We start from the raw sequence: 18,688 nt of genomic DNA, 5'->3' as shown, positions 1-18,688 counted from the left end.
CGCCCCAAGCAAGGCCCGCGCCCCCTCGGGGGGCAGCGACCCGCGAAGCGGCGGAGCGTGGGGGCTACTGCCGCGCCATGCGCACGTTGGCGGGCAGCGGCTGCGGGTGGCTGGTGCGAAATGGGTTGATGTCCAGCCCGCCCCGGCGCGTGTAGCGGGCGTACACGGTCAGCTTGGTGGGCTTGCAGCGCGTCCAGATGTCCATGTAGATGCGCTCCACGCATTGCTCGTGGAATTCGTTGTGGTTGCGGAAACTCACCAGGTACTGCAGCAGGCCTTCCTGGTCGATGGGGTGGCCGCTGTAGTCGATGCGCACGCTGCCCCAGTCGGGCTGGCCGGTCACCAGGCAGTTGCTCTTGAGCAAGTTGGAGGTCAGCACCTCGCTCACCGGCAACTGGGCGGTGTCGGCGCGCAGCAGGTCGGGCGCAGGGGTGTAGCGGGAACACTCCACATCCAGGCGGTCCAGGCTCAGGCCATCGAATTCGTGCACCGCCTCGCGGTCGAACGCCTCGGGCGACAACAGCTTCACGCCCACGCTGCCCGGCGTCGGGCTGCCACGCCACACCGCTTCGGCGATGTCGGCGCGCAGGCGCGCCAGCACCTCGGCGGCATCGGCGAAGCGGCTGTTGTTGAAGCTGTTGAGGTAGAGCTTGAAGGACTTGCTCTCGATGATGTGGGGCGTCTCGCAGGGCACGGTGACATGCGCGAGCGCCACCTGTGGCTTGCCGCGTGGGTTGAGCCAGCTCAGCTCGAAGGCGGTCCAGAGGTCGGCCCCGAGGAAGGGAATGGCACCGGGCAGGCCGATCTCGATGCGCTTGGTCAGGCGCGGCAAGGGAAACAGCAGGGCCGGGTCGTAGCGGTCGACGTAGGCCGACGGCTTGCCCAGTGGCGAGTGCTCGGGATGGGAAAAGGTGTCGCTCATTTGAATTCCTGCTCGCGCAGCCATTTGGTGGCCACCCATTTGTCGCCCGCGATCACCGGCGCACCGCCGTGCAGCGTCTTGGTGGACGGGTGGGGCTTGTCGTAGGCGAAGAAGACGGCGTTGCCACGCTGCGGCGCGACCTCCAGGCCCACGTCGGGAAAGGTCGTGCCCCCGCCGCGCTCGGGCTCGTTGAGGTACATCACCAGCGTGCCCACCCGCTGGCCGCCGCGCTTGAGGATGCTGGGCGTGCCCGGCTCGTCGGGGTTGAAGTAGTCGTAGTGCGGCTTGTATTCGGCGCCGGGCCGGTAGTGCAGCACCTGCAGGCCCTCGCCGTTTTCCAGCGGCCAGTCGAGCAGGCGCGCGATGCGGGCCTCGATGCGGCTGACGATGGCGTTCTCGCCCCGCCGGAAGAACATGCCGTCGCTGGTGCGGGCGTCGTTCAGGGCCTCGCCGCCGGTCTGGGTTTCCACCGTCAGCGACCGCTTGAGGTGGGGCGTGGCGGCAGCGATCAGTTCGTCGCACTCCTCGGCCGACAGCAGGTTGCCGAACACCACCACCCGGGGCGAGCGCAGGTTGACCAGCACGTCGACGACGCGGTCGCCCGCATCCACCTGGCGCGGGTGGCCCGCCAGGCGCGGCTCGGGCATGGGCTTGGCCTGCGAGGACGGCTGCTGAGCCGCGCCCTCGCGCTGCGTGGTGGCCCGCGTGGCGGTGACGGTCAGCGCGGCCGGCGTGCGCTGCAGGCCGGCCACGTGTTCACCCATCGCCGCTTCCATGGCGGCGATGGCCACGTCTTCCTGCCAGCCGGCCTGGGTCATGGCGGCGAGCACGGCCTCGGGCTTGCAGCCCGCGCGGGCCTGCTCGACGATCCATTGCTGCAACTCGGGGGTGGCCACTTGGCTCATGGTGGACTCCTGCGGTGAAAAACGGGGCACACGGCTCAGCACGCCGCCTCGCGGCGGAACACCAGCCGGTCGGGATCTGACACGTCGGCCATGTAGCGGTAACCCTCGGCGTCGAAGCGCTTGAGCTGCTCCACCGACACGGCGCGTTCGCGCACGGCGTGGCGCACCATCAGGCCGCGCGCGCGTTTGGCCATGAAGCTGATGACCTTGTACTTGCCGGCCTTGAACTCCTCGAACACACAGGTGACCACCCGCGGCTTGAGCGCCTTGCGGTCGACCGACTTGAAGTATTCCTCGCTGGCCAGGTTGACCACCACCGGCGTGGCATCGGCGGCCGCGCGCTGGTTGAGGTAGTCGGCGATCTGCGTGCCCCAGAACTGGTAGAGGTTCCTGCCCTTGTGCGTCTGCAGACGGGTGCCCATTTCCAGCCGGTAGGGCCGCATCAGGTCCAGCGGGCGCAACACGCCGTAGAGGCCGCTCAGGATGCACAGGTGCTGCTGCGTCCAGGCCAGCTCGTCCTCCGACAGGGTCTTGGCGTCCAGCCCGCCGTAGACATCGCCGTCAAAGGCCAGCACCGCCTGCTTGGCGGTCTTGGGGCTGAACTTCGGCCGCCAGGCCTGGTAACGCGCCACGTTCAGGCCCGAGAGCTGGTCGCTCAGGTCCATCAGCTCGGCGATCTGCTGCGGCGACTTCTCGCGCAGCACCTCGATCAGCTCGCTGGCCTGAGGCACGAACAGCGGGTGGGTGTGGGTGGCGGTGACCGGCGGGGTCTCGTAGTCCAGCGCCTTGGCGGGAGAGATCAGGAACAACATGCGCGGGGGGCTCTAGCAACAAATGAAAAGGGCTTCCGAGTGGAAGCCCGATTATCCCGAAGCCGGACCGCTACCGCAGATCACCGGCCAGGCTGGACAGGGTCTCGGCGGAAATCGACAGGTGCGCCGGGTAATGGGTATGGTCGCACCCCACCTTGACCGCTGCGCCGGCCTGAATGGCGACGCGCATGGCGGGCGTGAACTCGAAGCGCACAAAATGCACGGCCGAGGTCTTCTCGTCGGTCTCGCGGTCCAGGTCTTCGTCGGCGATGGCGTAGACCCGATCGTAGCCTTCGACCTCGACAAACAGGCGGTCCTCAACGCCGATCAGCCGCGCGAGCTCGCGTTTGCGCTCGTGGATGTCGGGGTACTCGATCAGCATGGTCGCCTTCCAGTTGCTGCCGTCGGGCACCAATGGGGCGTAAGCACCGATCTCGTCCTGAATGCCCTCTTCCTCGAAGATCTTCTCGATGCGCAACATCTCCTGAATCTGGTAGCGGATGGTGGTCTCGCTCTCGAACTGCAGGTGGATGTGCTCGCCCAGCATGACGCTGCGCAACTTGCGGTGAGCCATGACCTCGGGCTTGTGGAGCTTGCGCCACTTGGTGTAGGCCTCCAGCGACATCAGGCTGTCGGGCGTGATTTTTCCGGTCAGTTGCATGGTCGTCTCACTTCAATCCGTAGGCCGTGGCCACCAGGGTCAGCGGGTGGTTGAGCTGGGGCGCACCCAAGCCGTTCACCTCAAAGCCCTGGGCGATGTGGTGGCCGCCCAGGGGACAGTCGGAGCTGATGTGGTCGGGCTGGGAGCCGTCCTTCATGGTGGCCATGGCCTTGAACACCGGCTTGCCTATCTTCATGGCCTGCTGGTGGTAGGCCTTCTTGACGCCGAAGGTGCCGGCGTGGCCCGAGCAGCGTTCGATGGTGTTGACCTCGGTGCCGGGGATGAGCTTGAGCAGCTCCTCGGTCTTGCGGCCGATGTTCTGCACCCGGCCATGGCACGGAATCTGGTAGCTGATCTTGCCCAGCGGCTGCGGGAACTCGGTCTTGAGCAGGCCGTCGCGGCGGCGCGCGCCCAGGTACTCGAAGGGGTCCCACATGGCTTCCTTGACGCGCATCACATCGGCCTCGTCGGGAAACATCAGCGGGATTTCCTGCTTGAACATCAGGGTGCAGCTGGGCACGGCGCTCAGGATGGCATAGCCGTCCTTGGCATAGCGCGCCAATACCGGGATGTTGGCGTTCTTGCTCTGCTCGACCGCGTCGAGGTCGCCCAGCTCCAGCTTGGGCATGCCACAGCACTTCTCCTTGTCGACGATGACGTAGGGGATGTCGTTGTGGTCCAGGATCTTGAGCAGGTCGTGGCCGATGCCGGGTTCGTTGTAATTGACGTAGCAGGTCGAGAAGATCACCACCTTGCCGGGCGTCTTCTCGCCGTCCCGGACCTCGGTGCTCCGGGCTTCGGGCGCGCTGGAGCGAAAGCGGGTGCTGGCCAGCTCGGGCAGCCAGGCGTCCTTGTCGACACCGGCCACGCTTTCCAGAATCTGGCGCGCCACCTTCGTCTTGTTGACCGCGTTGACCACCTGCACGACGATGGGAATGCCGGCAAACGAACCGTGCACGTCGGTGGAGGCGAGCAGGCGCTCAGCCACCCCGACCTCGCCCTTCTTGAACTTGATGGCCTTGGCCCGCAGCATGGTGTGTGGAAAGTCCAGGTTCCACTCATGGGGCGGCGTGTACGGACACTTGGTCATGTAGCACAGGTCGCACATGTAGCACTGGTCGACCACCTTCCAGTAGTCCTGTTTGTCGACGCCGTCGACCTCCATGGTCTTGCTCTCGTCGACCAGGTCGAACAACGTCGGGAAGGCCCCGCACAGGCTCACGCAGCGCCGGCAGCCGTGGCAGATGTCGAAGATGCGCTCCAGCTCATCGAAACACTTGGCTTCATCGTGGAAGTCGGGGTTCTTCCAGTCCAGCGCGTGCCGGGTGGGGGCTTCCAGGTTGCCTTCACGTGCCATCGCGGGTCTCCGGTTGTTGTTATGGGTCGAACGTTGAGCGAAAGGCGCTGGGCACGGCTGGCCCAACGCCCGACGCTGAACGCTCAAGCGGTCATCAGTCGACCAGCTCGTTCAAGGCCTTCTGGTAGCGGTTGGCGTGCGAACGCTCGGCCTTGGCCAGGGTCTCGAACCAGTCGGCGACCTCGTCGAAGCCTTCCTCACGCGCGGTCTTGGCCATGCCCGGGTACATGTCGGTGTACTCGTGGGTTTCGCCGGCCACGGCCGAGGCCAGGTTCTGGCGGGTGTTGCCGATGGGCAGGCCGGTGGCCGGGTCGCCCGACTGTTCGAGGAATTCCAGGTGACCATGGGCATGGCCGGTCTCGCCTTCGGCCGTGGAGCGGAACAGCGCCGCCACGTCGTTCTGGCCTTCCACGTCGGCCTTGTTCGCGAAATACAGATAGCGCCGGTTGGCCTGGGACTCGCCGGCAAAGGCGTCCTTCAGGCACTGTTCCGTCTTGGAACCCTTGAGTGCTGCCATGTTGATCTCCTGTGTGAGGTTGAACTGCCGCCGGGCACGGCATGCGCCGCCACGCCCCTCGGACACACAAACCATAGACCGTCCGGTGCGCCGGGTCTAATTGTTCGGCTCAATCCCTTGAATTGAGATCACCTATTCATTGGCGCCAATTGATAATGATTCTCAACTTGGCGAGCCCGGCGATTTCCCGCCCGCATCGGTTGTTCGGTCCAGGTGAATCCATTACGATGGCCCACAACCATTCGAGACAATCGGCGCCCTGCCAGCACCCGCACCCAGGTCGCAACTCACGCCATGAACACGCCCGCACCTGCTTACGGCGAGACCGCCCAGACCAACGGCCACGAGTTCACCCAGGGCGAGGGCTACCACTTGCCCGAGTACCCGTTTGTCCCGCCGCCCGAACTCGCGCGCAGCGACACCGTGCGCCACCCCATCGTCATCGTGGGCGCGGGCCTCACCGGTCTCACGCTGGCGGCGAGCCTGGCCCGGCTGGGAGTGCCCGCCGTCCTGCTGGACGAGGACAACACCGTGGGTGTCAAGGGCGCGGCGTCGCGGGGCATCTGCTACGCGCAGAAGTCGCTGGAAATCTTCCAGCGCATCGGGGTGTTCGATCGCATCGCGGCCAAGGGCATACAGTGGAACGTGGGACGCACCTTCGCCGGCCAGGACGAGGTGTACACCTTCGATCTGCGCCAGCAGCAGAGCTTCAACCTCTCGCAGCAGCCGCCCTTCATCAACCTGCAGCAGTTCTACGTCGAAGGCTACCTGGTCGAACGCATCGCCGAGCTGGGCCTGGTGGAGCTGCGCTGGCGCAACCGGCTGGTCGATTTCGAACAGAACAAGGACGTGGCCACCCTCACGGTGGAGACGCCCGCCGGCCGCTACCGCATCGAGGCCGAACACGTGATCGACACCAGTGGTGCGCACAGCCCGCTGCGCCAATGGCTGAAAGTGCCGGTCACGGGTTACCACGGCGACGACCGCTGGTGCCTTGCCGATGTGCGCTTCGGCACCCGACCGCCGGTGGAGCGCCGCACCTGGATCGAAGCGCCGTTCAATGACAACCGCGCCGTCTGGCAACACCTGATGGCCGACGACGTCTGGCGCATTGATTACCAGATGCCGTCCGACAGCGATCCGGCCGAGGCCTGCCGCGAAGAGGTGGTCCGCGAGCGTCTGGCACGCCAATTCGGCGCAGAGGTGCCGGTCGAGGTCGTCTGGGCCGGCCCCTACGCCTACCGCAACGAATGTGTGGACCAGATGCGCTCGGGCCGGGTCTTCTTCGTGGGCGACGCCGCCAAGGTCGTCAGTCCCTTTGGCGCGCGCGGCGGCAACACCGGCATCGCCGATGCCGACAACCTGGCCTGGAAACTGGCCGCCGTGCTGCGCGGCCAGGCCCCGCCCAAGCTGCTGGACAGCTACCACGCCGAACGCCACCAGGCCGCCACCGACAACGTGCGCGTGACCAGCCGCACCGCACGTTTCCTGCGACCGGGCAACGGCGTCGAACACCTTTTCCGCAACGCTGCGCTGAGCCTGGCGCGCCAGCAAGCCTTTGCCCGCGCCCTGGTCAACACCGGCCGCATGTCGGTGGCCACGACCTACACCCGTTCGCCGGTGTGCAGCCGGGGCAGCTCGCACGCCGGTGAATCGGTGCAGAACGCGGTCTTCCGCTGGGCGGGCAACGGCAACGGCCTGGGCTGCCTCAACGACCTGCTGCGCTGGGCCGATGGCCGGTTGCTGGTGCTGGTTTTTGGCGATCTGTCGCTGGCCGCCTGCGAGCGCCTGGCCGATCTGTCCCGGCATGCGCCGCTGCGCAGCGTGCAGGTGCTCGACGCCGATGCCACGCCGCAGGCGGTCGAACACATCCGCGACGTGAATCCGCGCGGCGTGGGCCACCTGCAGGGCGCCTGCCATGTGTTTGGCCACGCCTGGGCGCTGGTCCGACCCGATGGCCACCTGGCCGCCACCGGCGAGGCCGTGGACGCCAGCCTGGTGCATGCCGTCGAGACCGCGCTGGCGGTACCGACCTTTTTGTGACCGAGCGCGAGTTTCGGACAACGAACATGAAACCCACCTACAAAAGCACCGCGCATTTCCAGGACGCCGACGGCTTCTACGAGCAGCTGCTGGATGCCCACCTGGGCCTCACGCGCGAGCAGTCGGAGTTGCTCAACGCCCGGCTGATCCTGACCTTGGCCAACCAGATCGGCGATGCCCAGGTGCTGGCCGACAGCATTGCGATGGCGCGCGACCTGCCCGGCGAGCTGCCGCCGCCCACCACGGCGCGGGCACCGACGGCCGGCCGGTAAAATCGGGCCCATCCGCCACCCTTGACCAACGGCAAGCTTCGGGCTTGCCGTTTTTGCTTTGTCCATGACCACCGACACCACCCCGCAGCAGCCCGGCCTCAACAGCCTGTCCAAGTCCTTCGAGCCCGCCGCCCTGGAGGCGCACTGGGGTCCCGCGTGGGAACAGCGTGGCTACGGCGTGGCCGGCGTGCGCGGCACGGGCCAGCCCAGCGCGGACGCACCGGCGTTCTGCATCCAGCTGCCGCCGCCCAACGTGACCGGCACGCTGCACATGGGCCACGCCTTCAACCAGACCATCATGGACAGCCTGACCCGCTACCACCGCATGATGGGCTTCAACACCGCCTGGGTGCCCGGCACCGACCACGCCGGCATCGCCACCCAGATCGTGGTGGAACGCCAACTGCAGGAGCAGAAACAAAGCCGCCACGACCTCGGCCGCGAGGCCTTCACGAAGAAGGTGTGGGAGTGGAAGGAAAAGAGCGGCAACACCATCACCACCCAGATGCGCCGCATGGGCGACAGCGTGGACTGGAGCCGCGAGTACTTCACCATGGACGACAAACTGTCCCAGGTGGTGACCGAGACCTTCGTGCGCCTGCACGAGCAGGGCCTGATCTACCGAGGCAAACGTCTGGTCAACTGGGACCCCGAACTGAAATCGGCGGTGTCGGACCTGGAGGTGGAAAGCGAGGAGGAAGACGGTTTCCTCTGGCACATCGCCTACCCGCTGTCCAGCGGCGCGGGCGCGCTGACCGTGGCCACCACGCGCCCCGAGACCCTGCTGGGCGACGTGGCCGTGATGGTCCACCCCGAGGACGAGCGCTACGCCCACCTGATCGGCCAGTACGTGCGCCTGCCGCTGTGCGACCGTGAAATCCCCGTCATCGCCGACGACTACGTGGACCGCGCCTTCGGCACCGGCGTGGTCAAGGTCACGCCCGCGCACGACGCCAACGACTACGCCGTCGGGCAGCGCCACCAGCTGCCCATCATCGGCGTGCTGGCGCTGGACGCCACCATCAACGAACACGCGCCCGAGAAGTACCGTGGCCTGGACCGCTTCGTCGCCCGCAAGGCGGTGGTCGCCGACCTGGAGGCCGCCGGCCTGCTGGTCGAGACCAAGAAGCACAAGCTCATGGTGCCGCGCTGCGCCCGCACCGGCCAGGTGATCGAGCCCATGCTGACCGACCAGTGGTTCGTGTCCATGAGCGAGGTGGGCCGAGGCGACGCCACCGGCAAATCCATCGCCCAGAAGGCCATCGACGCGGTGCAGTCGGGCCAGGTGAGGTTCGTGCCCGAGAACTGGGTCAACACCTACAACCAGTGGATGAACAACATCCAGGACTGGTGCATCAGCCGCCAGCTGTGGTGGGGCCACCAGATCCCGGCCTGGTACGACGAACAGGGCCAGGTCTATGTGGCGCGCAACCTGGAAGAAGCGCAGACCAAAGCCGGTGCCGGCAAGACACTGACGCGCGACCCCGACGTGCTGGACACCTGGTATTCGTCCGCGCTGGTGCCCTTCAGCACCATGGGCTGGCCCAACCAGTCAGACGCCGCCACCGACGACTACAACCTGTACCTGCCCAGCACCGTGCTGGTGACGGGCTACGACATCATCTTCTTCTGGGTTGCCCGGATGATCATGATGACCACCCATTTCACCGGCCGTGTGCCCTTCAGACATGTCTACATCCACGGCCTGGTGCGCGACGCACAGGGCAAGAAGATGAGCAAGTCCGAAGGCAACGTGCTCGATCCGGTGGACCTGATCGACGGCATCGCCCTGGAGCCGCTGCTGGGCAAACGCACCACCGGCCTGCGCAAGCCCGAGACCGCGCCGCAGGTGAAGAAGAACACGCAGAAGGAATTCCCCGACGGCATTCCCGCCTACGGCGCCGACGCGCTGCGCTTCACCTTCGCTGCCCTGGCCTCGCTGGGCCGCTCCATCAACTTCGACAGCAAGCGCTGCGAGGGCTACCGCAACTTCTGCAACAAGCTCTGGAACGCCACCCGCTTCACGCTGATGAACTGCGAGGGCTTTGATTGCGGCCTGCGCGAACACACCAAGGCCGAGTGCGAGGTGGGTGGCCCGGCCCACGGCTACCTGAGCTTCAGCGCCGCCGACCGCTGGATCGTCTCGCTGCTGCAGCAGGTCGAGGCGGACGTGGCCAAGGGCTTTGCCGAGTACCGCCTGGACAACGTGGCCAACACGATCTATGACTTCGTCTGGAACGAGTTCTGCGACTGGTACCTGGAAATCGCCAAGGTGCAGATCCAGACCGGCAGCGAGGCCCAGCAGCGCGCCACGCGCCGCACGCTGATCCGCACGCTGGAAGCCATCCTGCGCCTGGCCCATCCCATCATCCCCTTCATCACCGAAGAACTCTGGCAGAAGGTGGCGCCCGTGGCCGGCCGCGGTGGCGCATCGGTCAGCGTCGCGGCCTACCCGGTGAGCCAGCCCGAGCGCATCGACCCCGCCGCCATCGCCCATGTGGCCAAGCTCAAGGGCCTGGTCGACGCCTGCCGCAACCTGCGCGGCGAGATGAACGTCTCGCCCGCCACCCGCCTGCCGCTGTACGTGCTGGGCGACACCGCCTTCATGGAGGGTGCAGCGCCCGTGCTCAAGGCCCTGGCCAAGCTCAGCGACGTCAAGGTGTTTGCCGACGAAGCGGCCTGGGCCACGGCCGCGCAGGCGGCCCCGGTGGCGGTGGCCGGCGAGGCCCGCCTGTGCCTGTTCGTGGAAGTGGATGCCGCGGCCGAGAAACTGCGCCTGGGCAAGGAAGTGGCCCGCCTGGAAGGCGAGCTGGCCAAGGCCAAGGGCAAGCTGTCCAACGAAGCCTTCGTGGCCAAGGCGCCGCCGGCCGTGATCGAGCAGGAAAACAAGCGTGTGGCCGATTTCACCGCCACCCTGGACAAGGTGCGCGCGCAGCTGGCGCGCCTGGGCTGATCAGCCGCCGAACACGACCACGCGTATCACCGATTCGCGGTGGTCGCGAAAGCCCATGCGCTGGTAGAGCGCGTGGGCGCCCACGTTGTCGCGCATCACGTGCAGGAAAGGCGTTTCACCCTGCAACAGCATGTGGCGCACCACCCGGGCCGTCAGGCGCCTGGCCAGGCCACGGCCCTGGTGGTCGGGATGGGTGCAGATGCCGCTGACCTCGCGGTAGCGGCCGGCCTGGGTCCGCTCGCCGGCCATGGCAATCAATTGCCCGCCCTCGAAACAACCGACGTAGCGCCCCAGCTCCAGGGTGCGTGGCCCGAACGGACCGGGACGGGTGAGCGTGGCCAGTTCCATGGCCTCGGCCACATGGGACGCGTCCAGCAGCTTGGCGTCCAGGCCCTCGTCGGCGGGCGGCAACGGCCCATCCCAGACCATCTTGTACATGGTGGACGCCACCTCGATCTGCCAGCCCGCGGGGGCGGCACCGGTCCAGCCGTCGCAATAAAAGCGATCGCCAGGCTGGCAATGGGGCGCCAGCGCGGCGAAATCGGGCTGCGCCGGATCGGCAAAACCCACAATGGGCGAAAAGCCCGGGGCAAAACGCCGCGCCGTGGCCGACCCGACGGCACAGTGCGCCTGCGGGCCCGACAGGGCGTGCCAGAAAACGTTGTCCAGCAGCGTGTGCATGGCAGGGGGTCGAGCGCCTGTGGCCACGGCCCGCAGTTGCGGGTGCCTCAGCGGCGCTTGAGCACCGACACGAAATCCGTGCCCACGGTGTCCTGGGCCACCAGCTCGTTGCCGGTTTGCTTGGCAAATGCCTGGAAGTCCCGCACCGAGCCCGCGTCGGTCGCGATCACCTTGAGGGTCTGGCCGCTGGTCATGTCGGCCAGCGCCTTCTTGGCCTTCAGAATGGGCAGCGGGCAATTCAGGCCGCGGGCATCAAGTTCTTTGTCAGCGATCATGGCGTGGGCTTCCTGTTACGGCGCCGATTCTACGTTGCGGCTCAGTCAGCGCTCGGCGACGCCGGGCGCGGGATGTCGACGAACTCGGGCTCGATGCCACGGCCACGCAGCCAGTCGGCCAGGGCCAAGCCGGTGCCGGCGCGCCAGCACTTGATGTCCTCGGGCGCGTACATCTTGTATTCGACCAGCTCGGGCGACAGCTTCACCTCGCCGTGGCAGCGCGCGTGGTAGGTGATGATGACCTGGTTCATGCGCAGGAACTCGTGCACGCCCACCAGCTTCAGCTCGTCGGCCACCAGGTTGGTTTCCTCGGCGATCTCGCGTGCGATGCCTTCCTCGGGCGTCTCACCGGCCTCCATGAAACCGGTGATGAGGGCGAACATGCGGTGGGTCCAGGCCGCGTTGCGCGCCAGCAGCACCCGGCCGTCCACCTCGACGATGGCGGCCAGCACCGGCGTCGGGTTGTTCCAGTGGGTCCAGCCGCAGGCCGGGCAGCGCAGACGAGACTTGGGGCCGCCGTCCTCTTGCTCCACCCGCTCGGCCAGGGCCGTCGCACACTGGGGGCAGTAGCGAAAATGCCCGCTCATGCCGGAAACACCCCGGTGGACAGGTAGCGGTCGCCCCGGTCGCACACCACAAAGGCGATGGTGGCCTTCTCCACCTGCTGCGCGATCTGCAGCGCCACCCAGCAGGCGCCCGCCGCCGAGATGCCGGCGAAGATGCCCTCTTCGCGCGCGAGGCGGCGGCACATGTCCTCGGCGTCGTTCTGGCTCACGTACACCAGCTCGTCCACCACGGTGGGGTCGTAGATCTTGGGCAGGTATTCCTGCGGCCACTTGCGAATGCCCGGAATGCGCGAACCCTCGCTGGGCTGCGCGCCGATCACACGCACCGCCGGGTTCTGCGACTTGAGAAAACGCGACACGCCGGTGATGGTGCCGGTGGTGCCCATGGCGCTGACGAAGTGGGTGATGCGCCCGCCGGTCTGCGCCCAGAGCTCGGGGCCGGTGGTCTCGAAGTGGATGCGCGGGTTGTCGGCGTTGGCGAACTGGTCCAGCACCTTGCCCTTGCCGTCCTTCTCCAGCTTGTCGGCCAGGTCGCGCGCGTACTCCATGCCGCCGCTCTTGGGCGTGAGGATCAGCTCGGCGCCAAAGGCCTTCATGGTCTGCGCGCGCTCGATGGACAGGTCCTCCGGCATGATCAGCAGCATGCGGTAGCCCTTGATGGCCGCCGCCATGGCCAGCGCGATGCCGGTGTTGCCCGACGTGGCCTCGATCAGCGTGTCGCCCGGCTTGATCTCGCCGCGCTCCTCGGCACGCCGGATCATGGACAGCGCCGGGCGGTCCTTCACCGAGCCGGCCGGGTTGTTGCCCTCCAGCTTGCCCAGGATGACATTGCCGCGCGCGCGGCAGATATCGGCGCCGATGCGCTGCAGGGCCACCAGGGGCGTGTTGCCCACGGCGGCTTCGATGGTGGGGTAGGCGGGAGCTGGGGCTGCGGTCATGGTTCGGGTGCGGTTGGGTGCCTGTGCAGGCGAAAGGCTCACCCGACACTGTGCCATAATTTCGTTTTACCCCACATCCGCCCGGGTGGTGAAATTGGTAGACGCGCCGGATTCAAAATCCGGTTCCGCAAGGAGTGTCGGTTCGAGTCCGACCCTGGGCACCATCAACAAGATCAACGGTTTACGTTGATACGCAAAGCCAGCCATGCCGCTGGCTTTTTGCTTTCTGGGCGCATGCAGCCACCATGCAGCCACCGCACATGGTGTTCAGGCCCAGCAGCAGCAAAGATGCGTGGGAAGTACACCGAAGCAACAGCCCATGGCAACTGGCCCAGCGACGACCCGCAGAAGGTGCCGGGGTCCTTGTGCCCTGTGCCCTGTGTCCACACATCATCCAGGGCGGCGGCCACTTGCCCGAAGGCGTCGGGACGGACGCGGCCACCTTTTCAGCCTCACCAGCCAGGGCCAGCAAGCGAACGATGGTCCAAGCGACCACGTCGACCTCGGGTTCGGCCCGGTCGACCGTCACGATATCGTCAAAACTGACCGCCCCCTGCTGCACAATCAACAACCGCGCCGATCAGCCCCAGCCCCCATGTCCACCAACCCCCAGTTCCTGACGATGGCACTGAACCCGCAGGCCAGCACATTGACACACCGGCTGGAGGTGTTGCATGACAAGCTGCTGGAAACGGTCCCCAGTGTCGACCGCATCGCCTGCGCGCTGTACGACGCGGACGAAGACATGCTGAAGACCTTCATCAACAGCACCCGGGCAGGCAGGGCCATGGTCGGGTATGAATACAAGCTGTCCGACAGCCATGCGCTCAGCGCCATGGCCGCCAGCGGTGAATTCCGGGTGCTGGACAACATCGAACAGGCGCTTCTGTCGAACACGGGCCACACCAACTGGCTGCGGGAACAGGGCTACCGCTCTTCGTTCACGGTTCCCATCTATGACGGCGGCAGCCTCACCGGTTTTGTGTTTTTTGACTCCATGCGAGCCGACGCCTTCACCACCCAGGTGCAGCGCGACCTGGTGCTCTACACCAACCTGATCAGCATGGCCATCGCCAGCGAGTTGTCGGCGGTGCGTCTGGTGCTGGACGCGACCCGTATCGCACGCGAGCTGACCGAGGTCCGTGACTTCGAGACGGGTTCCCACCTGGAGCGCATGGCACGCTATTCCAGGGTGGTGGCACACGCCGTCGCCCCCAGCCGTGGCATGAACGACGAGTTCGTCGAAAGCGTCTATCTGTTCTCAGCGCTTCACGACATTGGAAAAATCGGCATTCCTGACCACGTCCTGCTCAAGCCAGGAAAACTCGATCCCGCCGAGCGGGTCATCATGGAAACCCATGTCGACATAGGCGTTGGCATCATCGACCGGATCATCGGCACAGGCAAGCGTCAACGCCTCCCGGATTCCACCATACTGCGCAATATCGTCCACTGCCACCATGAGTACCTGGACGGCTCGGGCTATCCGCGTCAGCTGAAAGGCGACGAGGTTCCTCTCGAAGCGCGCATCGTGACCGTTGCCGACATCTTTGATGCGCTGACGGCCATCAGGCCCTACAAACACGTGTGGACGCCTGAGCAGGCGCTGGAGGAACTGGACCGCATGGCAGAGGGCGGCAAACTCGACCGGGATTGTGTTCGCGCCGTGCATGACCACTTGGCCCAACTCCTGCTGATCCGTGACAGCTACCAGGATGACACGGCGATCGCGTCGCCACGCGAAGAGTGACACTGACGGGCGGCATCCACGCCTCACGCCACCTTGGGCCCGCCCCCTTCGTGGCGCAGGACGGCGTCAATGTCGTCGAGCGCGTCCAGGTGCACCGTCCAGCCGGCCAGGGTGGCGGCGATGCCGATGACACCGCCCTCTCCCGAGAACACCTCGCGCGCCTGCATGAACTGGGCGGCGCGGTCCCAGGCATCGAAGAAGGCCGACTCGCGCCCGTCCCGGGTGATGGCGATGCAGGCTTCGTGGCACCAGGGCGCGCGCGCCAGGATCTCGGTGTCGCCGGTCAGCTCGCGCGCCAGGTCCATGAAGGCGGGCAGCCGCCAGGCACCGGCAGCCTGCAGGTGTTCGGCCACGCTGCGCCGCACCAGCGGCAGCACCGCGATCCCGGGCGGAAAACCCGTGAGGCGCGGCACGGCGGTGAAACGCGAGTCGGCATCGAGAAAGAGGGCCGTCTGGTGCCGCTCCAGCGCGGCGGCCAGGGCGAAGCGTTTGTCGTGGTAGGCGGCGGTGCCCCGGCCCCCGCCCGTGGGCGCCTGGCGGGCCACGTAGTCCACCGCCATCGGCCCGGTGGGGACGCAGGGGATGGCCCGCAGCGGCATGTCCTGGAAGTCGGCCGGCTCGTCGGTCAGGACCACCCAGTCCACACCCGCCACGTCGTCGCACAGCTGGCGCGCCCGGCGCCGATAGGGCGCGTGGATGGCCAGCGTGCAGAAGCAGACCGCCTCGCGGGCCTGGGCGTCGAACCAGGGCAGGCGCCCGCGTGTCCAGTGCATCACCTCGGACGTGCAGCCGAGGCGGCGCATGACCTCGTCCAGATGGGCCTGGTAGGTCGGCTCGGCCAGGTAGTGGTAGTGCAGCAGCACCGGGCCACGCCCAGCGGGCAGTGCCCACACACGGGAGGGGTCGGCCAGGATGTGGCCGGGGATGTTGTAGCGGCTGTCGTAGACGCGCACATCGGCACTGAGGGACCAGATCGCGATGCTCAGGGCCGCCTGGCTGGAGCCCCACCACTCGCTCGCCTCCTGGCCCACCAGGCCGGTGGAGGCCTTCACTTCGGTGGCCACGCCGGTCTGGGGCCGCAGGTCCTGCTCGAAAGAGGCGAAAAAAATATCCCGCGTGCGCCGCAGGACGCCCAGCTCGCGCCGGACCACGGTGAAACCGCCGTTGTAGGACGCCCGGATCCCGACCTGGTCCATGGTCGTCTGGCCGCGGGGCAGCCGGGACAGCTCGATGCCCGCCAGCGCGCACAGCCGCGCCCAGTAAGGGTCCATCGGGTCGCTCTCCCCCGTGGTCGCCGAGCCCTTCATGTCCACCGGCCTGACACCCACGTCGGCGCGGACGAACCCGGGTTCGTCAACGAACAGCATGTCGGTGTCCAGCAGCACCAGATAGGGCTGCGGCAGATGGGTCTCGGCCCACGCGCCCACCACGATGCGGTTGATGGAGCCGTAGGGGCTGCCGGTCTCGTTGAGCGGCAGGGACACACACTGCGCGCCCAGCGCCGTCAACGCGGCCTGCGACGCCGGCGACAGGGCCAGGTGGGACCGTGGCGACACCGCGTAGATGGGCGCATGCCGGTAGCGACCGCCAAAGCGGCGGATGCTCGCACACAGCAGGCGCGCCTGGGGCTCCAGCCGATTGGCCTCGGCGCAAAACACGAAGGCAATCTCGTGAGGCTCGAGCCAGTTGCTGTCGTCGGCATCGGGCGTGGGTTCAAGTGCTGGCGCGGCCAAGGCCACCGGGCTGGCGCCCCGACGTCGAACGTAAAATTCCCGTAGGCCGGCCAAGGCCCGTTGCAGCGTGCTGGACATCGCGCCGAGTATAGGCAGCGCGGCTGCGGCGACGGCCCGCCACATCCTGGACCCCTCCTCCACACACCACCCACATGGCCCCCACACGCGAGTCAGCGTCCGCCACCCTCATCGTTGTCCTGGGCATGCACCGCAGCGGCACCAGCGTGCTGGCGCGGTCCATGGTGGCCCTGGGTGCCGACCTCGGCTCGCACCTGCAACCTCCCATGGCGGGCGTCAACGACAAGGGATTCTTCGAGGACATGGACATCAACGCCATCAACATGGCCTTGATGTCGGCCGCTGGCGTCGCGTGGGACAGCCTGGTCGACGCCGACCTCGATCGCATCCCCGCCGCGCAACGCCGGGCGCTCGAAGAACAGGCGTTCGAGATCCTGAACGCCAAGCTGGGCGGCAAGAGCTTTGCCTTCAAGGACCCGCGCACCTCGCGCCTGCTGTCCTTCTGGCAACCCATCTTCCGGCGCACCGGCGCGCGGGTGGTGTACGTGATCGCGGTCCGCCATCCCCTCAGCGTCAGCGCGTCCCTGGCCGGCCATGCCGGGCACATCCATCCGGACGCGACCGACCACCTGCTGTGGCTGGCGCACACGCTGCAGCCGCTGACCGCCACCGCGCCGGCCGAGCGCATCGTGGTCGACTACGACCGCATGCTGGCATCGCCGGCCCGCGAAATCGCGCGCATCGCCGCCCGGCTGCGCCTGCCCATGCACACCAGCGAGACCCAGGTCTTCGCCGACGATTTTCTCGATCCGGCCCTGCGAACCGCCCATGCCCCGGCCGGCGCGCTGGAGCAGCAGGCCGATGTGCCGGCAGCGGTCAAGGCCTTGTTCATGGCCTTGCAGCAAGCGGCCCAGGTCGACGACGAATCCCAGGCGACAGGCCTGCCCGGCGCCATCGCCGCCGCGTCGCAACTGTGGCGGGACATCACTCCGCTGCTGCTGCGCGAGCACGACCTGCGGGCGCGGACCAACGCCCTGGACGGCCACGTTGCCGGCCTGCAAGGCCACCACAACGCCCTGGCCAGCCACATCAGCGCCCTGGAAGAACAGGCCGCCACGTTGACCCGCGAACTCGACGCCGCGCACCAACACTACCGGCACCTGGCCCAAACCCTCGAGAGCTTCCAGCGCTCGCTGTCATGGCGCGTCACCGCCCCGCTGCGCCTGGCGCTGGACCTCGTGCGGGGTCAGCGCTGACACGCGTTGGTCAGCGGCCGGTCAGCGGGAAGGCGGCACCAGCCCCTGCGCCACCGTGGGGTGGCGCAGCACCAGGCGCAGTTCGCGTTTCATTCGGCCGTTGGACAGGCGGCGCGACTCGCCCATGAAGCTCAACAGGCTCAGGGGCAGCTGCTGCTGGGCGCTGGCGCGCGACACGCGCGGTGGCCGCGCCAGGCCATAGAGATCGGCCGCGAGGTCGAAATAGTCGCCCATCTTGAGGTCGGTGTCGTCGCTGACGTTCAAGATCCGCTGCGGCCTGGGCTTCAACAGCGAACGCACGCAGGCGCGGGCCAGGTCGTCGGCGTGGATGTGGTTGGTGTAGACGTCGTCCTCGGGCAGCAGCACCGGCGTGCCGCGCCGCAGCCGCTCGCGTGGCGTGCCGCCCTCGCGGTCGGGCGCATAAATGCCGGGGATGCGCAAGACGTTGACCGGCACCCCCAGGGCACGGCCCCAGGCGCGCACCGAGCCCTCGGCATCGACACGGCGCAAGGCACGGGGCGTGTGGGGCGCCACGCCCCGGGTCTCGTCCACCCAGTCACCGCCGCAATCGCCATACACCCCGCTGGTGGAGCCATAGACCAGCGCGCCGGGCAGCGTGCGCTGCGCCAGCGCCTGCAGCAGCGCGCGGGTGCGTGGGTCGCGCCGCCAGTCGGCCAGGTCCTGCGACGGCGGCGGCGCCAGGTGCAGCACCCGCTGGCCCAGGCCGGCCAGGCGGCGCAGGGTGTCGGGTCGGTCCAGGTCGCCCAGCAAGGGCGTGATGCCGCGCGCGCGCAGCTCGCCCAGTCGGTCTGGCGAGGAGGTCAGCGCCAGCACCCGCGTGCGCGCCTGTGCCGTGCCCAGTTCGCGCGCGGCCCGCTGGCCCACGTCGCCACAACCCACCACCAACACACGCAGGCGCCGGAAACGCGCCGGGCGGGCACCGATCAAGTTCATTCGCACAGGTCCATTCGGTCAAATTTGAGACAATCGGAGGCAACACGGCGGCTCCTTGGGGGCCGCTTGTTCTTA

General features: G+C 67.4%; 17 protein-coding genes and 1 tRNA gene. 6 read left to right on the top strand and 12 right to left on the bottom strand.

Translation table 11 applies throughout. From position 1 onward, the window contains the following. Positions 1 to 64: 64 nt before the first annotated feature. From queF to AAHB17_RS05835, 6 genes are all read right to left on the bottom strand, one after another. Entirely contained in the window at positions 65 to 922 is an 858-nt protein-coding gene (gene queF / locus AAHB17_RS05860) for an NADPH-dependent 7-cyano-7-deazaguanine reductase QueF (RefSeq protein ID WP_342129561.1), read from the bottom strand. After that, positions 919 to 1,827, bottom strand: coding sequence for a 2OG-Fe(II) oxygenase (locus AAHB17_RS05855; protein ID WP_342129560.1), 909 nt, complete (start codon positions 1,825 to 1,827; stop codon positions 919 to 921). Before AAHB17_RS05855 ends, queF begins: the two co-directional genes overlap by 4 nt. A 35-nt stretch (positions 1,828 to 1,862) precedes the next feature. Further along, complete coding sequence (gene yaaA, locus AAHB17_RS05850) at positions 1,863 to 2,639, bottom strand: peroxide stress protein YaaA (protein WP_342129559.1); 777 nt, start codon at positions 2,637 to 2,639, stop codon at positions 1,863 to 1,865. A 70-nt stretch (positions 2,640 to 2,709) separates the two neighbouring features. After that, on the bottom strand, positions 2,710 to 3,300 hold the full coding sequence (locus AAHB17_RS05845) for a DUF3501 family protein (RefSeq protein WP_342129558.1): 591 nt from the start codon (positions 3,298 to 3,300) through the stop codon (positions 2,710 to 2,712). Positions 3,301 to 3,307: 7 nt separating this feature from the next. Beyond that, positions 3,308 to 4,657 (bottom strand): (Fe-S)-binding protein, encoded by a 1,350-nt coding sequence (locus tag AAHB17_RS05840; protein WP_342129557.1) that lies wholly within the window; start codon positions 4,655 to 4,657, stop codon positions 3,308 to 3,310. A 94-nt stretch (positions 4,658 to 4,751) separates the two neighbouring features. Further along, positions 4,752 to 5,174 carry a rubrerythrin family protein gene (locus AAHB17_RS05835; RefSeq protein ID WP_342129556.1) on the bottom strand — a complete coding sequence of 141 codons (423 nt, stop codon included), beginning with the start codon at positions 5,172 to 5,174 and terminating at the stop codon, positions 4,752 to 4,754. Between the two features lie 294 nt (positions 5,175 to 5,468). On the opposite strand from AAHB17_RS05835, the gene AAHB17_RS05830 reads away from it, so the two are divergent. The 3 genes from AAHB17_RS05830 (at position 5,469) to AAHB17_RS05820 (ending at position 10,442) form a co-directional block, all read left to right on the top strand. Continuing rightward, positions 5,469 to 7,217, top strand: a complete 1,749-nt coding sequence (locus AAHB17_RS05830) for an FAD-dependent monooxygenase (RefSeq protein WP_342129555.1) — start codon at positions 5,469 to 5,471, stop codon at positions 7,215 to 7,217. 26 nt (positions 7,218 to 7,243) lie between these two features. After that, positions 7,244 to 7,489, top strand: a complete 246-nt coding sequence (locus AAHB17_RS05825) for a DUF2783 domain-containing protein (protein ID WP_342129554.1) — start codon at positions 7,244 to 7,246, stop codon at positions 7,487 to 7,489. 64 nt (positions 7,490 to 7,553) lie between these two features. Then, the gene (locus AAHB17_RS05820; RefSeq protein WP_342129553.1) at positions 7,554 to 10,442 is read left to right on the top strand and encodes a valine--tRNA ligase; all 2,889 of its coding nucleotides are present in this window, start codon (positions 7,554 to 7,556) and stop codon (positions 10,440 to 10,442) included. Here AAHB17_RS05820 and AAHB17_RS05815 read toward each other — a convergent pair whose 3' ends face one another. Genes AAHB17_RS05815 through cysM form a run of 4 tightly spaced genes read right to left on the bottom strand, consistent with a single transcriptional unit; the run spans position 10,443 to position 12,902 of the window. Continuing rightward, positions 10,443 to 11,123, bottom strand: coding sequence for a GNAT family N-acetyltransferase (locus AAHB17_RS05815; RefSeq protein ID WP_342129552.1), 681 nt, complete (start codon positions 11,121 to 11,123; stop codon positions 10,443 to 10,445). Between the two features lie 47 nt (positions 11,124 to 11,170). Further along, positions 11,171 to 11,398, bottom strand: coding sequence for a sulfurtransferase TusA family protein (locus AAHB17_RS05810; RefSeq protein WP_342129551.1), 228 nt, complete (start codon positions 11,396 to 11,398; stop codon positions 11,171 to 11,173). Positions 11,399 to 11,439: 41 nt separating this feature from the next. Further along, the gene (locus tag AAHB17_RS05805; RefSeq protein ID WP_342129550.1) at positions 11,440 to 11,985 is read right to left on the bottom strand and encodes an NUDIX hydrolase; all 546 of its coding nucleotides are present in this window, start codon (positions 11,983 to 11,985) and stop codon (positions 11,440 to 11,442) included. Further along, positions 11,982 to 12,902, bottom strand: coding sequence for a cysteine synthase CysM (gene cysM, locus AAHB17_RS05800; RefSeq protein WP_342129549.1), 921 nt, complete (start codon positions 12,900 to 12,902; stop codon positions 11,982 to 11,984). Before cysM ends, AAHB17_RS05805 begins: the two co-directional genes overlap by 4 nt. A gap of 79 nt (positions 12,903 to 12,981) precedes the next feature. On the opposite strand from cysM, the gene AAHB17_RS05795 reads away from it, so the two are divergent. Together AAHB17_RS05795 and AAHB17_RS05790 are read left to right on the top strand one after the other, a co-directional pair. Next, positions 12,982 to 13,066: transfer RNA gene (locus AAHB17_RS05795), tRNA-Leu, on the top strand. A 431-nt stretch (positions 13,067 to 13,497) separates the two neighbouring features. Beyond that, complete coding sequence (locus tag AAHB17_RS05790) at positions 13,498 to 14,652, top strand: HD-GYP domain-containing protein (protein ID WP_342129548.1); 1,155 nt, start codon at positions 13,498 to 13,500, stop codon at positions 14,650 to 14,652. Positions 14,653 to 14,675: 23 nt separating this feature from the next. On the opposite strand, the gene AAHB17_RS05785 is transcribed toward AAHB17_RS05790, so the two are convergent. Then, positions 14,676 to 16,463, bottom strand: coding sequence for a hypothetical protein (locus AAHB17_RS05785; protein WP_342129547.1), 1,788 nt, complete (start codon positions 16,461 to 16,463; stop codon positions 14,676 to 14,678). Between the two features lie 74 nt (positions 16,464 to 16,537). Between AAHB17_RS05785 and AAHB17_RS05780 the strand changes: the two genes are divergently transcribed. Continuing rightward, on the top strand, positions 16,538 to 17,659 hold the full coding sequence (locus AAHB17_RS05780; RefSeq protein WP_342129546.1) for a sulfotransferase family protein: 1,122 nt from the start codon (positions 16,538 to 16,540) through the stop codon (positions 17,657 to 17,659). Positions 17,660 to 17,680: 21 nt separating this feature from the next. Here AAHB17_RS05780 and AAHB17_RS05775 read toward each other — a convergent pair whose 3' ends face one another. Next, positions 17,681 to 18,613, bottom strand: a complete 933-nt coding sequence (locus tag AAHB17_RS05775) for an SDR family oxidoreductase (RefSeq protein WP_342129545.1) — start codon at positions 18,611 to 18,613, stop codon at positions 17,681 to 17,683. Positions 18,614 to 18,688: the final 75 nt, after the last annotated feature.

Origin of the sequence: Hydrogenophaga sp. OTU3427 (assembly GCF_038440225.1) — a bacterium.
Lineage (GTDB): Bacteria > Pseudomonadota > Gammaproteobacteria > Burkholderiales > Burkholderiaceae_C > Hydrogenophaga.
The sequence above is the reverse complement of the archived record's forward strand: the minus strand, read 5'-3'. Positions and strand labels throughout refer to the sequence as shown.